Origin of the sequence: Nonomuraea deserti, assembly GCF_004348685.1 — a bacterium.
Taxonomy (GTDB): Bacteria; Actinomycetota; Actinomycetes; order Streptosporangiales; family Streptosporangiaceae; genus Nonomuraea; species Nonomuraea deserti.
On sequence record NZ_SMKO01000003.1, the window covers coordinates 15,016 to 28,377 of the forward strand.

A 13,362-nucleotide genomic window follows, 5' to 3' on the forward strand; every position below is an offset into this window, starting at 1 on the left:
CACACGCGACACGGGAGTGATCCGGCAGCGAACCGGTAGTGATCCGGCAGCGATCTGGCAGTGGTCCGGCAGTGATGTGGCAGGGCGTCCCGGCATCGTCGGCGGCATGACCCACGTACTGATCGTCGGCTCCGGGCCGACCGGACTCACCCTGGCCATCGACCTCGCCCGCCGCGGCGTCGAGCTCCGCATCGTGGAGCGGTCGCAGGAGCCTCCCGCGGGGGTACGCGGCAAGGGCCTCCAGCCGCGCACCCTGGAGGTCTTCGACGACCTCGGCGTGATCGACGAGATCCTGGCCACCGGTGCCGAATACCCGGACCTGCGCGCCTACCGGGGCGACCAGGTGATCTGGGAGGGGCGCATGGACGAGATCCGCGCGCCGTCCGCGGGAGTGCCGTACCCCAACCTGATCATGCAGCCGCAGTGGCGGACGGAGCGCATCCTGCGCGACCGGCTGGCCGAGCTGGGCCACCGGGTCGAGTTCGGCACCGAGGTGACGGACCTCATGCAGGACGCGGACGGCGTGACCGCCACGCTCGGCACCGGGGAGCGCGTGCGCTGCGCCTACCTGGTCGGGGCGGACGGCGGCCGCAGCACCGTGCGCAGGCGGCTCGGCGTCGGCTTCGCCGGGGAGACCTTCGACAGCGAGCGCGCGCTGCTCGCCGACATCAGGACCCGCGACCTGGACCGCGACCACTGGCACGTGTGGGGGTCGATGGCGGACCAGACCATGTACTTCACGATCTGCCCGCTGCCGGGCACCGACGTCTTCCAGCTCGTGGCGCCGCAGCCGGCCGGTGACGACCTGCCGGCGCTGGTCGCCGCGCACGCGCCGCACGTCCGCATCGACGAGATCGTGTGGCGGTCGGAGTACCGCGTCAACGTGCGCATGGCCGAGCGGTTCCGGGCGGGCCGGGTGTTCCTCGCCGGCGACGCCGCCCACGTGCACTCGCCCGCGGGCGGGCAGGGGCTCAACACCGGCGTGCAGGACGCCTACAACCTGGGCTGGAAGCTGGCCGCCGGCTCCGAGGCGCTGCTGGACACGTACGAGGACGAGCGGATGGCCGTGGCGGAGCACGTGCTGGGCCTCAGCACCCGCCTGTACCGGGAGGGCGACGCCCGGCGCGGCGACCACACCAACCAGCTCGACCTGGCCTATCCGGGCAGCCCGCTGTCCGCGGGCCCGCGCGGCGGCGAGCGGCTCGGCACGCTGTTCGAGGAGCAGCGCGGCACCGGCTTCCTCCTGCTGGCCGGCACGGTGGCCGGCACGGAAGCCGGCACGGAAGCCGGCACGGTGGCCGGCACGGTGGCGGGAGCCGTGGGCGGGAACCATCCGGTCAGGGTGCATCCGCCGCTCGACGGGCAGCAGGGGGTCATCCTGGTGCGGCCCGACGGTTACATCGGCTATCACGGCGACGAGAGCGGCCTCAGCGCGTACCTTTCTGGGTTCGGCATCGACGCGCCCCTCCTCAGCGCCTCCCGGTAGGCGTCCGCGCCCAGGGCCGCCGTACACCGCCGCGCCAGGTCGTTGACGTAGGGGTCGGCGGACTCGTCGATCCCGCGCAGCGCCCGCGCGGCGCCCAGCAGTTCGGCCGCCGGCAGCGGGTCGACGTGCCCGGCCACGCCTTCGAGCACGGTCGCTCGTACGGTCCGGTCGGAGCAGCCGGCCATGAGCTCCAGCGCCGCCCGCAGCGGCCCGCCCGGCGCGGGGCTCACCTTGGCCAGCTCCACCCGCATGAGCGCCCTCAACTGCGCGGGCATCTCGAGGTCGAGGTCCAGGGCCGGCGCCAGCAGCCGCGCGGCCTCGCCCGGGTCGCCGCCGCGCCTGGCCAGCTCGGCCCTGGCGTGCATGACCCGGGCCACGATCGTCTGGTCGTCGGAGCGCAGCGCCGCCTCCCAGGCCTGCTCCAGCGCGGCGGTCGCCCCCGCGCGGTCGCCCGCCCGGCACTTGAGCTGGCCGAGCCGCAGCAGGAACGTCATGGGACCCATCGGGCTGTCGAGCCCGGACAGCTCGGCGGCCGGCCTTTCGGGCTCCTCGGCGAGCGCGACGGCGGCGGCGAAGTCACCGCGGTTCTCGGCGACCAGCGACAACCAGTAGAGCGCCGCCCACTGCCCCCACCGGTCGCCCGTACGCCGGAACCCGGCCAGCGCCGGCTCCAGCAGATCCTCGGCCCCCGCCACCGGCCCGTACTCGAACCGTACGATTCCGGCGAGCAGCAGCGCCGCCGACCTGGTCCAGAGGTCGGGATGCGCGTGCAGCCGCGCGAGGTGCCGTTCGGCGAGATCCACCACGTCGGGAGGCGCCTCCACGACATTCCCGAACATCCAGGAGAGCAGCGCGGCCGGATGGTCGGACCCGAGCACCACGCCGGGCGGCTCGGCTCCGGCCAGCATCCGGCAGAGCCCGTGCGCCAGCTCCCGTCCCTCCGGCGGCACGGCGCCGACCCTGCGCAGCACCGCCGCGGCCTGCTCGCGCATCTCGCGCCGCCTGCCGCGCACGTGCCAGGGCCAGAACAGGGGCAGGACCAGCCGGAGCGGGTCGTCGGAGTGCCGCAGCGCCGCGTCGAGGTTGCCCTGCTCGGCGTCCAGGACGGCCAGCCACTCCAGCTGCTCGCCCGTGCGCAGGCGCGGATCCGCGGCCTCGGCCAGCTCGGTGTAGTAGCGGGCGTGGGCCAGGCGGTGCCCGGGGAGGTCGGCCGCGGCGTACTGCCTGATGGTAGCCAGCATCGTGTAGCGGTCGCCGGAGACCGTGATGAGCGACTTGTCCACCAGCGAGGAGAGCAGGTCCAGGTCGCCGCCGCAGACGCGGGAGATCGCGTCGTACGTGGCGCCGCCGGAGAAGACCGTCAGCCCGCGCAGCAGGTCGCGCTCGCGTTCGGACAGCAGGTCCCAGCTCCAGTCGATGACCGCGCGCAGCGTGCGGTGCCGCGGCTCCGAGGTGCGCCCGCCGCGCAGGGACAGCCGGTCGCCGAGCTGCTCGACCAGCACGGACATGGGCATCGCCCGCAGGCGCGCGGCAGCCAGCTCGATGGCCAGCGGGATGCCGTCGAGCTCGCGGCAGATCCGGGCCGCGTCCGCCGCCGGCACGGCCAGGTCTGGTCGGGCGGCAGCCGCCCGGTCCGTGAACAGCTCGACGGCGGGCCCTTCCGGCAGCGGCAGTACGGGATGCAGGACCTCGCCGGGAATGTCCAGCGGCTCCCTGCTGGTGGCGAGGATGCGCAGCCCCGGCGCCTCGGACAGCAGCCACCGCGCCACCCTGGCGGCCTCCTCGATGACGTGCTCGCAGTTGTCCAGCACGATGAGCGGCGCGGTGCCGCGCAGCGTGGCCACGAGGTCGGTCGTCCTGAGCACGCCCTCCACCGCCGCGCGCACTCCCGATGCGGCGGCCAGCTCGACCAGCCATACCCCGTCGGGCACGTGCGGGCGGGTCGCCGCCTCCACCGCCAGCCGCGTCTTCCCGGCCCCGCCCGGCCCGGTGAGCGTGACCAGCCTCGCCGTGCCGAGCAGCTCTTCCAGCCGGGCGAGGTCCGCCGACCGCCCGACGAAGCTGGTGAACCGGGCGGGCAGGTTGCTCCTGGGCCCCGGCTCGGCGTCGCGCAGCGCCGCCAGATGCGCCTCCCGCAGCTCCGGGCCGGGGTCGACGCCCAGCTCCGCCGCCAGCTCGGCCCTGATCCGCTCGAAGATCTTCAGCGCCTCGCCGCGCCGCCCGTCGGCGACCAGCGCGCGCATGAGCAGCGCGTGGAACGGCTCCCGCAACGGGTGCGCGGCGACCAGCTCCTCCAGCTCCGCCACCAGCCCGCCCGCGCCGCGTTCGAGGTCGGCGGTGATCCTGGCGGCCAGGGCGGTGAGCCGCAACTCGCGCAGCCGGGCCGCGGGGGCCGCGGCGAACGGAAGCCCGCCCGCGCCCGCCAGCGGCGTGCCCCGCCACAACGCCAGCGCCGCGCCGTGGTCGCCGCCGCGCACCAGGCGCTCGAACGCCCACGCGTCGACCTCGGCGGCCGGCACGTCGAGCAGGTAGCCGGCCGGATGCGACGAGATCATCCCGGGCGCCTCCCTGCGCGCCCTGGACACCAGCGACTGCAGCGCGGCCATCGGATGCGCGGGCGGCTCGTCCGGCCACAGGTCGTCGATCAGCCGATCGGCGGTCACCACCCGCCCGGGGTCGAGCGCCAGGCGAACCAGCAGCGCCCGCACCCGGGCTCCGCCGATCTCGGCCCCCGCCACCCGGAGCGGCCCCAGAATCCCGATCCGCATCCACCCTCCACGATCGCGCGCACTCCACAGTACGCGCGTCTCATGGGCCCAGCCGCTCCCGTAGCAGCTCGACGGACAGGTGCGGCACCGTGGCCTCGCTGAACTCCGGCAGCCCCACGACGAGCTCGTTCTCGGCGATCCGCAACCCTGCCCGCGCCGAATAGCCCCTGCTGCGCCGCGGCCCGATGGTGTAGAACGTGCCGGTGCCGTAGTCGATCCGCACGCTCTCCAGCGATGGCCGCGCGCTGGCCAGGCACGCCCCCATGGGCAGCCCCAGGTCGGTCCACGACGTCCTCGTGTGGGCGTTGCCCGCGACGACGAGTGCGGGCTCGACGTGCGCCTCCAGCACCCGCCGCGCCATAGAGGCGTCCCGCTGCGACCAGTCGCCGGTGAACATCCCCCCGTCGAAGAGCCTGACCCGCAGCCCCGGGATCGCCATGAACGTCGCGAAGTGCCCCGCCGTCACGCGCCCGTCGCCGATCCACCACAGAGGATGGTCGAGCCCTTTCCCGCTTCTGAGAAAGGCGTCGAGCTGCGGTTGCAGGTCGGCCGGCCACTCCAGGGCCAGGTTGGTCAGGCCGAGCGCCCGCATGAGACCGAGGATGATCAGCGGGTTCTCCTTGACGCCGTGCACCTCGCCGAGCAGCAGCAGCCCGGCCTCGTCGATCGACCGCCTGGCCCGGTCGAGCGCAGGGGTCTCGATGGCCAGGTCGTACGCGTGCGTGTCGAACTCGGCCACGGCCTCCAACAGGCCGTCCAGCGTGTCGATGCCCGGCATGCCTCCACATTCCGCGCACCGGTCGATCCGCGCAACAGGCGGCTAGGAGAACACCTTGGCCTTGAGCGAGGGGAATCGCTGGACCAGGCGCAGGAAACTCTTGAATCCCATGCGCGCCACCCGGCTGTCGCCGATGAACTGCTCGGCCGAGCGCAGCGAGTCGCGTACGGCGGCGAAGCCGTACTCGCGCATTCGCGACTCGTAGCGGGCGATGGCCGCGACAGGGTCACCGCCGCCCGCGGGACCTCCCGTGACCGCGTTCGTGCCCCCGTCCGCGAGCCCGTCCGCGAGCCCGTCCGCGAGCCCGTCCGCGAGCCCGTCCGTGGGTGCCCCCGCGCGTGGGCCCGCGAGCCCGTCCGGGACCCTGTCCGTGAGTTGGCCCGCGAGCCCGTCCGTGGGTGCGCCCGGGAGCCTTCCCGTGAGTGCGGTCGTGAGCTCGCCGCAGAGCAGGCGGGCGTCGCGGAGCGCGGTGTTCGCGCCGATGCCGCGCATCGGGGTCATGCTGTGGATGGCGTCGCCGATGAAGGTGATGGTGGAGGCCGGCCACGGGTCGATCGGGATCGAGGTGCGGATCGGCAGCAGGGTGACGGTGCCGGGGTCGGTCATGCCGACCAGCCTGCGCAGGTCGGGGTGCCAGGAGCTGATCAAGCCGGCCACGGTGTCTTTGAGCTGTGAGCCTGACATTCCCGAAATATCTGTCGGGAAGCGGCCGGCGGTCGCGCCGAACGCCCACAGGATGTAGCTGCTGGTGTTGTCCATCAGCGCCCCCTCCTGCTCTGTCGCCCCGATCCCGCCGTACGTCACGGGCTCGCCCAGGTCGTGCGGAGCCGTGAAAAGGCCCATGCCCCTGGGCGGGATGACGGTGTTCGGCCCGTCGGCCAGTCGCGGGGCCAGGCGCTTCCTGGTCGCGTCGGTGAGCGGGAACTTGCCGGCGACCGTGATGATCCCGGTGTCCACCCGCTTGGCGTGCGGCAGGTGCTGCTCGCGGACCCGCGAGTTGCCGCCGTCCGCGGCGACCACGATGTCCGCGTCCTCGCTGGTGCCGTCGGCGAAGAAGAGCCGGATCCGCCCGTTGGGCAGCCTCTCGTACCGCTCGTACGTCTTCCCGAACCGTACGACGTCGTCCAGGCCCGACAGCAGCACCTGCCTGAGCGTGATCCGGCTGACCGAGTGGTGGTCGTCGGCGGGGTCGCCGGCCTTGGGCGTTTCGAGCAGCGCGAGCAGGCCCAGCCGTTCGGTGAGGAAGCCGAAGTCCTGACCGCCCCGCCCGGTCGTGCCGAGGAAGGCCTCCCACAGGTGGGCGGGCAGGCAGTCGTGCAGCGCGCGGGCGCCGTGCGGGTCGATGTGCACGCGGTAGCCCTGCAGCCGGTCTGCCGGGGTGCGGTCCCGTTCGTGAACGGTCACGTCGAGACCGGCTTTGCGCAGCCCCTGGGCCAGGCAGAGGCCGCCGATCCCGCCACCGATGATCGCGATGTGAGGTGTCATGAGAGCGATAATCATCCATATGGGTGATTCTGTCAACCAAACGGTTGGATGATAATCTGCCGACCATGAGACGAGCACCCGAGGAGAAGCAGCGCGACCCCGAGCGCACGAAGGCCCGCATCCTGCAGGCGGCGCTGGAGGAGTTCGCCGCGAAAGGGTTCGCGGGGGCACGGGTCAGCGAGATCGCCGCCAGGGCCGGCGTCAACAAGCAGCTGATCTCGTACTATTTCGGCGGCAAAGAGGGCCTCTACCAGGCGCTGAACGCACGGTGGCAAGAGGAGGAGGGCACCTTCGCCGACTCCTCGTCCGAACTCGCCGAGCTGGTCGCCGGCTACGTCCGGGCCAACTCCTCCCGCCGCGACTACGGCAGGCTGATGCTCTGGCAGGGGCTCACGGACGACGGCTCGCCCGACCCGGCGTTCGTGGCCGACGTCCGCCGCGACCTCGAGCACCTGCGCCGGCGCCAGCAGGAAGGCGAGTTCCCCGCCGACCTCGACCCCGGGGCCGTTCTGGTGGCGCTGTTCTCCATGGCCGCGGCCGGCATCTCCTTCCCCCAGCTCGTCCGCGCCGTCTGGGACGACGACCCGGCCTCGCCGGAGTTCGCCGAGCGTTACGCGCGGGAGATCCAGAAACTGGTCGGCCACCTGCGCACCGTTCCGGCTCCGTAAGATCCGCGCGGCGGGCGAGGGTCCTGGATCGGTGATCTCCGCACCGGCTCGGCGGCCACATCGGGCGGTGCGGATTTCGGGCGGTGCGGGCCTGCGGGGGTGGGGCGTTCCGGGGTGGTGCGGGCCGGTCGGCTGGCGGGTCGCCGAGGCCGAGGTGACGTCACGGGCAGCGGACGACCATTCCCGCATAGGACAGGTTGCCGCCGAAGCCGAACAGCAACATCGGCGCACCGCGGCGGATCTCACCGCGTTCGAGGAGCTTGGACAGCGCCAGCGGTACGCTCGCGGCGGAGGTGTTGCCCGACTCCACCACGTCACAGGCGATGATCGCGTTGACCGCGCCGAGCTTCTTGGCGATGGGCTCGATGATGCGCAGGTTCGCCTGGTGCAACACCACGGCGGCCAGTTCCTCCGGGGTCACGCCGCCGCGTTCGCACGCCTGCCGCGCGATCGCGGGGAGCCGGGTGGTGGCCCAGCGGTAGACGCTCTGGCCGTCCTGGGAGAAGCGGGTCGGCGTGCCCTCGATGCGTACGGACCTGCCCAGCTCCGGCATCGATCCCCACACGACCGGTCCGATCTCCGCCTCGGGGGCCGCGCTGACCACGGCCGCGCCCGCGCCGTCGCCCGTCAGGACGCACGTGGTCCGGTCGGTCCAGTCGGTGACCGCGGTCATCTTCTCCGCGCCCACGACCAGGGCGTTCGTCGCGGCGCCCGCGCGGATCGTGTGGTCGGCCACGGCCAGGGCGTGGGTGAAGCCCGAGCACGAGACGCCGACGTCCATCAGGGCGGGGGAGGGCACGCCGAGTGCGGCGGCGACGCGGGAGGCGACGTTGGGGGCGCGCTCGGTCTGGGTGCAGGTGGCGACGAGTACGAGGTCGATGTCGGACGCGTCGAGACCGCTGCCGGCCAGGGCTTTGGCGGCGGCGTGGGCGGCGAGGTCGGACACGCTCTCGTCGGGCCCGGCGACATGCCTGGTGCGGATCCCTACCCGCTGGGTGATCCACTCGTCGTTGGTGTCCACCATGGTCGCCAAATCCTCATTAGTCAGGACTTGTGCGGGTTGGTAGTGGCCTGTGGCGACGAGTCGTGATCCATTCATGGGGCGGACTATAGCCCCCGTATCCGTACAGAGACGCGAAGGGCTCCCGCCCACCGTTCGCCGCCGTGCCCCCGGCTGCGCCGCCGTGCCCCCGGCTGCGCCGCCGTGCCCCCGGCTGCGCCGCCGTGCCCCCGGCTGCGCCGCCGTGCCCCCGGCTGCGCCGCCGTGCCCCCGGCTGCGCCGCCATGCCCGCTGCGCTGCCCGGGTCCGGCCCCTTGGCGGGGCAGCGGGCATCGCGGGCCGGTGTCGCCTTCGACCGCCGGCCTCGGGCGATGAACCTGCCGGGCTAGTCCGCCGACAACCGGTCGAAGATTGCGAGCGCCGCCGTGCGCACCTCAGCCGGGGTGAGCCCGTCCAGCGTCTTCCTGGCGTCGGAGATGTCGCGGGTCGTGGCGAGCGTGATGGCCACGGACGAGGCGGCGGCGCGGTCGATCGATCCCGTCGGGGCGGCGTCGGCCAGCTGCTGGGCGCTCGCGGCGAGGTCGAGGTTGTCTTTCAACGGATCTCCTCGGGTGAAGGCGGCTCGGGCCATTGCATCATTTGACATCGTGCAGCATCCACCATTCGGTGAATTCCCGGCACCGCCCGTCCGGCACGAACCGGATGACCCAGAGGTTGCTATAGGTCTTATCGGGATATGTCGTGACTCCTTGGATGACGCTCACGTCGTCCGTCACGCACACCGGATGCCACTCGAACGTGGCATCGCCCGGCTTGTCCTGCCGCGCCAGCCATTCCGAGACGATCGCTTCGCGCCCCTGCCAGGGCGAGCTGTACGGCTCGGTGTAGTAGACGGCGTCCTCGGTGAACAGCGCGGAGATGTCGTCGGGATCGTTGGAGTTCCAGGCTCGTACGTATCCCTCGATCCACGGGCGCGGCTGGATCATGTGCTATCCCCTCAACGGATCGTGACCGACGGACATGAGCTCGCGCCGCGACTCGTCGTCCGTCCGGTCACCCATCGTCTCGACGAGGTCGACGACCTGCCGCATCACGTCGAGGTCGGCGCTGGTCAGGTCGCCCTTGCGCTTGCTCAGGACGTGCAGCACGCCCCGGCCCAGCTCGTCGATGCCCAGGTCGGGGTCGGGCGGGAAGCCCTCCTCGTCGGAGGCGTCGGCGAGCAGGTGCGCGCGCAGTTCCTCGGAGTTCATGTTGACCGTCCGGTGGAACTCTTCCCACAACATCTCGGTGTCGAAACCCTCAGTCATGGAGCCCCGCCTACCCGCGAGCCCACGCGTTACGCCCCTGCTCAAGGCCCTGTCGGGCGGCGTCACGCGGCTGGTGGGAGTGCGGTCACGCCACCCCGTCGGCGAGCCTGGCGACGGTGTCGGCGACGCGCCGCTGCCGGGTCTCCGGCTTCTTCGCGCCCTCCACGAGGAGCACGTAACGCCTCTGCCGTGAGTACGACAGGCTCTCGAAGAACGCCTTGGCCTCGGGAGCGCGGCCGAGCGCCTCCGCCAGGTCGGCGGGCACCGACACCTGCCTGGGCGCGGTGTCGAGCTCGATGTCCACCTCGGCCTCGTCGCCGGCGGACAGCCCCGCGCCCTGCCGGTTCTCGGCGCTCAGGGGCAGCATGAACCGCCCGCCCATCGTCGCCACCGTGCTGCGGTAGGAGTGGGAGCCGATGGTGACGGTCACGGCGGGCCGCCGGCCGGCGCCGAGCTTCTCGACGACCTCGGCCGGGACCTCGAAGCCCGTGGCGGTCTTGCCGCCCAGCTCGATCGTGGTGCGGAACCTCATCGCATACCTCCGGGAAAGCCCGCCGCGAAGAGACGGGGGAGCAGGTCAGTGCCTCGAAGAGACGGGGAGCAGGTCAGCGGAAGAACTCCGTCAGCACGGGCGCCAGCGCCGCCGGCTTGACGATGTGGGTCTGGCCGTCGAGCGTGCGGTGCTCGGCGCCGGGCAGCAGGCCGGCCAGCGACCTGGCGGCGTTGCGGATCCACGGCCGGCTCTTGCCGCCGTCCATGACGAGCGTGGGCGTCTTGACCGCGGCCCAGCTCGACTCGGGGTAGGGCTCGCCCTTCTCGTACGGCGCCACGAACGCCACGTCGTACGGCAGCGTGTGCGCCACCGACTTGAGCGTGGACCAGGCCGGCATGAACCGCATCATGGCCACGACCACGCCCGGCAGCCCGACGCCCGCGCGCATGAAGTAGCGCACCGCGTCGGCGCGGCGGTCGGCGGCCACCAGCTCGTCCAGCGTGCGCTCGTAGCCGGCGGGGATGGCGGGGCGGGTGTCGTCGACGATGAACGGCGGTTCGTACAGCGCCAGCTTCTCGACCGGCACCCCCGCGTCGGTGGCGGCCAGCGCGAGGGCGGCCCCTGACGACGTGCCGTACAGCCGCACCGGGCCGCCGGTCTCGGCGGCGAGCGCGGCCAGGTCCTCGATCTCGCGCTCCGTCGTGTACGGCGGGGTGTCGCCGCTCTCGCCGCGCCCGCGCCTGTCGTAGGTGTAGACCGTGAAGTCCCCGGCCAGCGCGGTGGCCAGGCCGGTGTTGATGCTCTGCGCGCGGAAGCTGAGCGCGCCGTCCACGAGGATGACCGCGGGGCCCTGGCCGGCGCGGGTGTAGGCGATGGGGGTGCCGTCGGCCGAACGTACTGTGCTCATGCGTTGAACCTAGGACCGACAAAAAAATTTGTCAAGATAGGTCACGGTCGCATCTCGGTTGGGCGTGGGCGTACTCAGGAGGGCTGCCCCGCGCTCTGTGTGGACGGGATGTGCCGCGAAGGAGGGGACGGCGCGTGCCGCGGCGGGAACGCGCGGTCTGCCAGCCGCGCACCTGGAGCCCGCGGCACGCGCCGCGGACCTGCGTGCACGGGGCCCGCGCAGGACCGGAAGCGCACGAGGGCCCGCGCGGTCAGGAGCGCGCGGGCCCGGTGCTGCCGCGCGGCGTGAGCACGGCCGCCTGATCCTGGTAGGGAGGCACGCTCTCGCCGGAGATGAGGGCCAGCAGGCGCTGGGCGGCGTGCGCGCCGTAGGCGGGGATGTCGCGGGTGAGCGCGGTCAGCGGCGGCCGGACGACCTGGGCCAGCGGCGAGTCGTCCCAGGCCACGATGGACAGGTCGCGCGGCACCTCCACCCGCATCTCCTGCGCCACCGACAGGCCGGCCACGGCCATGATGTCGTTGTCGTAGACGATCGCCGTCGGCCGGTCGGGCGAGCTGAGCAGCCGCCTGGTGGCCCTGGCGCCCTCCTCGCCGGTGTAGTCGGTGTGCACGATGACCTGCTCGGCCACGCCCTCGCAGGCCTGCGCGAACGCCTGGTCGCGCACGGTCGTGTGGACGAGCTCGGGCAGCCCGGCGACCCGCGCGAGGCGGCGGTGGCCGAGCGCACGCAGATAGCCGACGGTCTCGCGGACGGCCTCGCCGTCGTCGGACCAGACGGCCGACAGCGAGCCGGACTCGGAGGGATGGCCGATCACCACGACCGGCATGCCGAGCCGCTCGAGCTCGGCCACGCGCGTGTCGGCATAGTGCAGGTCGACGAGGAACGCGCCGTCGATGCGGCTCTCGCCCCACCAGTGCCGGTAGACCTCGCTCTCCTGCTGGTGGCTGGTGACGACCTGGAGCAGCAGCGCGTAGGAGCGGTCGGCGAGCACGCCCTCGATGCCGGAGATCAGCTCCATGAAGAACGGCTCGACGCCCAGGATGCGGGCGGGCCTGCAGAGCGCGAGCCCGACGCAGTTGGCCCTGGCGCCGTTGAGCGCCCGCGCCGCGCTGTTGGGCCGCCAGCCGATCTCGTCGGCGATGGCGACGATCCTGGCCCGCGTCGCCTCCGACACCCCGGGCTGCCCGTTGAGCGCGTAGGAGACCGCCACCTTGGACACTCCCGCCCGGCTGGCGATGTCGGCGATCGTCGGTCGCTTCACGGACGTCCTCTCCTGAACCGGATAACCCTCTCTACTGTAGGTCACCGGCACCCAGCTGGACCGTTCCCCTCGGGGAGAGCGTTAACCGTTTAAGCCAGAGGAGATCCCGTCCCGCGCGGGTGTCAAAGGATACAGAGGGTCAGGAGACGCCGGGCGGGGAGGTGGAGTCTCTGATCACGAGCTGGCAGGGCATCCTGTGCACCCCGGGCGTGGCCTTGCCGTCGATGGCCGCGAACAGGTGCTGCGCCGCCGTCCGCCCGAGCAGCTCCAGGTTCATGTCGACCGTCGTCAGCGCCGGCCGGGTCTCCGTCGACAGCACCTCCCAGTTGTCGTAGCCCACCACCGCGATGTCGTCGGGCACCCGCCGCCCGCGCTCGCGGGCGGTCTCCACGAAGCCGGCCGCGATCTGGTCGCTGCCGCAGAACACCGCGTCGATCTCCGGCTCGGCCATCAGCAGCATCTCGGCGGCGTGCCGCCCCCACCGCTGCGACCACGCCCCGGACAACGTCCGCCCGGCCTGCTCCAGGCCGGCGTCCGCGAGCGCCAGGCGCAGCCCTTCCTCGCGGTCGCGGGCCGCTTTGTAGTGCGCGGGACCCGTGACGTGCGCGATGCGGCGGCGGCCCAGCGCCAGCAGGTGGTTGACGGCCATCGCCGCCGCCCCCACGTCGTCGGGCACGAACGACACGTCGGCGGGGTCCTCCGACGGGCCGTAGGCGTACACGACGGGGATCGGCAGGTTCCTGCTCACCGAGGGGCGCGGGTCGGTGCTCTCGCCCACCACGATCAGCCCGTCGACCCGGCGTGACAGCAGCGCGCGTACGTGGTGCTGCTCCCTGATCGCGTCGCCGCGCGCGTCGCACAGCAGCACGGCCATCTCGCCGGCCCCGAACGCGTCCTCCGCGCCGAGCAGCACCGGGATGCCGAACCGGCCGACGCTGTCGGAGGTCAGCAGCCCCACCGTGCGGGTCTGCCCGGACAGCAGCCCTCTGGCCAGGGCGTTCGGCTGGAAGGAGAGCTCCGCCGCGGCGGCGAGCACCCGCTCGCGCGTCGCCGCCCGCACATCCTGGCGCCCGTTGAGCGCCTTGGACGCCGTGGCGATCGACACCCCCGCCAGCGAGGCCACATCGTTGATGGTCGCCCGCTTACTCGCCATGTTTCGAAACCCTTTTCGTCACCTCTGAACTGCATAGCACCCTAGCACCCATTGAC

General features: G+C 72.7%; 13 protein-coding genes. 2 read left to right on the forward strand and 11 right to left on the reverse strand.

All coding sequences use genetic code 11. From position 1 onward, the window contains the following. The first annotated feature begins 106 nt into the window (after nt 1-106). The gene (locus E1292_RS01865) at nt 107-1,486 is read left to right on the forward strand and encodes an FAD-dependent monooxygenase (RefSeq protein WP_132591334.1); all 1,380 of its coding nucleotides are present in this window, start codon (nt 107-109) and stop codon (nt 1,484-1,486) included. Here the strand turns inward: E1292_RS01865 and E1292_RS54755 are convergent. Genes E1292_RS54755 through E1292_RS01880 form a run of 3 tightly spaced genes read right to left on the reverse strand, consistent with a single transcriptional unit; the run spans nt 1,408 to nt 6,517 of the window. Next, complete coding sequence (locus E1292_RS54755; RefSeq protein WP_132591336.1) at nt 1,408-4,254, reverse strand: AfsR/SARP family transcriptional regulator; 2,847 nt, start codon at nt 4,252-4,254, stop codon at nt 1,408-1,410. The genes E1292_RS01865 and E1292_RS54755 overlap by 79 nt on opposite strands. Before the next feature lie 40 nt (nt 4,255-4,294). Continuing rightward, on the reverse strand, nt 4,295-5,032 hold the full coding sequence (locus E1292_RS01875; protein WP_132591338.1) for a hypothetical protein: 738 nt from the start codon (nt 5,030-5,032) through the stop codon (nt 4,295-4,297). 42 nt (nt 5,033-5,074) lie between these two features. Next, nucleotides 5,075-6,517, reverse strand: a complete 1,443-nt coding sequence (locus E1292_RS01880; protein ID WP_165974318.1) for an FAD-dependent oxidoreductase — start codon at nt 6,515-6,517, stop codon at nt 5,075-5,077. Nucleotides 6,518-6,582: 65 nt separating this feature from the next. Between E1292_RS01880 and E1292_RS01885 the strand changes: the two genes are divergently transcribed. Continuing rightward, a complete protein-coding gene (locus E1292_RS01885) occupies nt 6,583-7,185 on the forward strand; it encodes a TetR family transcriptional regulator (RefSeq protein WP_132591342.1) in 603 nt (200 codons plus the stop codon). Nucleotides 7,186-7,345: 160 nt separating this feature from the next. Here E1292_RS01885 and E1292_RS01890 read toward each other — a convergent pair whose 3' ends face one another. From E1292_RS01890 to E1292_RS01925, 8 genes are all read right to left on the reverse strand, one after another. Next, entirely contained in the window at nt 7,346-8,284 is a 939-nt protein-coding gene (locus E1292_RS01890) for a beta-ketoacyl-ACP synthase III (protein ID WP_132591344.1), read from the reverse strand. Between the two features lie 286 nt (nt 8,285-8,570). After that, nucleotides 8,571-8,783, reverse strand: coding sequence for a hypothetical protein (locus E1292_RS01895; protein WP_132591346.1), 213 nt, complete (start codon nt 8,781-8,783; stop codon nt 8,571-8,573). Nucleotides 8,784-8,820: 37 nt separating this feature from the next. After that, nucleotides 8,821-9,171, reverse strand: coding sequence for a nuclear transport factor 2 family protein (locus E1292_RS01900; protein WP_132591348.1), 351 nt, complete (start codon nt 9,169-9,171; stop codon nt 8,821-8,823). Nucleotides 9,172-9,174: 3 nt separating this feature from the next. Next, the gene (locus tag E1292_RS01905; RefSeq protein ID WP_132591350.1) at nt 9,175-9,492 is read right to left on the reverse strand and encodes a DUF3140 domain-containing protein; all 318 of its coding nucleotides are present in this window, start codon (nt 9,490-9,492) and stop codon (nt 9,175-9,177) included. Nucleotides 9,493-9,577: 85 nt separating this feature from the next. Then, nucleotides 9,578-10,024, reverse strand: coding sequence for a YdeI/OmpD-associated family protein (locus E1292_RS01910; RefSeq protein WP_132591352.1), 447 nt, complete (start codon nt 10,022-10,024; stop codon nt 9,578-9,580). Nucleotides 10,025-10,097: 73 nt separating this feature from the next. Then, entirely contained in the window at nt 10,098-10,892 is a 795-nt protein-coding gene (locus tag E1292_RS01915) for an alpha/beta fold hydrolase (protein ID WP_132591354.1), read from the reverse strand. Nucleotides 10,893-11,142: 250 nt separating this feature from the next. After that, on the reverse strand, nt 11,143-12,153 hold the full coding sequence (locus E1292_RS01920; RefSeq protein WP_132591356.1) for a LacI family DNA-binding transcriptional regulator: 1,011 nt from the start codon (nt 12,151-12,153) through the stop codon (nt 11,143-11,145). 139 nt (nt 12,154-12,292) lie between these two features. Continuing rightward, nucleotides 12,293-13,306: a LacI family DNA-binding transcriptional regulator gene (locus tag E1292_RS01925; RefSeq protein WP_132591358.1), complete on the reverse strand. Its 1,014-nt coding sequence runs from the start codon at nt 13,304-13,306 to the stop codon at nt 12,293-12,295. Between the last annotated feature and the right edge of the window lie 56 nt (nt 13,307-13,362).